Consider the following 314-nt stretch of genomic DNA (forward strand, 5'->3'; position numbering starts at 1 on the left):
GCATTAATGTCCGGCATATTCCGGCGCGGGACCCATACCGTGCTTCGCCGGATTTCCGCATGGGGCAGATCGGCCGGCTGATGCATAGCAAAAAGGGGCAGGATATCCTGTTGCAGGCGCTGGCTAGTCTGGTGCATCAGCAGGGCATGAACCGGCTCCGGCTCGATCTGATCGGCGAAGGAGAATCACTCGACTATCTGAAGGATCTGGTCAGCTCGCTGGATATCGTCCCCTATGTTTCGTTTCTGGGCCTGCTCAGCCGTGAGTTCATCTATGCGCAGTTCCGGAGTTACGATTTGCTGGTACAGCCATCC

1 protein-coding gene is annotated in these 314 nt (G+C 57.0%); it reads left to right on the forward strand.

The features are described 5' to 3' along the window. A partial coding sequence (locus AC23NW_RS36325) for a glycosyltransferase (RefSeq protein WP_487455609.1) occupies window positions 1–314 on the forward strand: 314 nt, incomplete at both ends.

This window comes from Arsenicibacter sp. R0_47 (assembly GCF_057652235.1).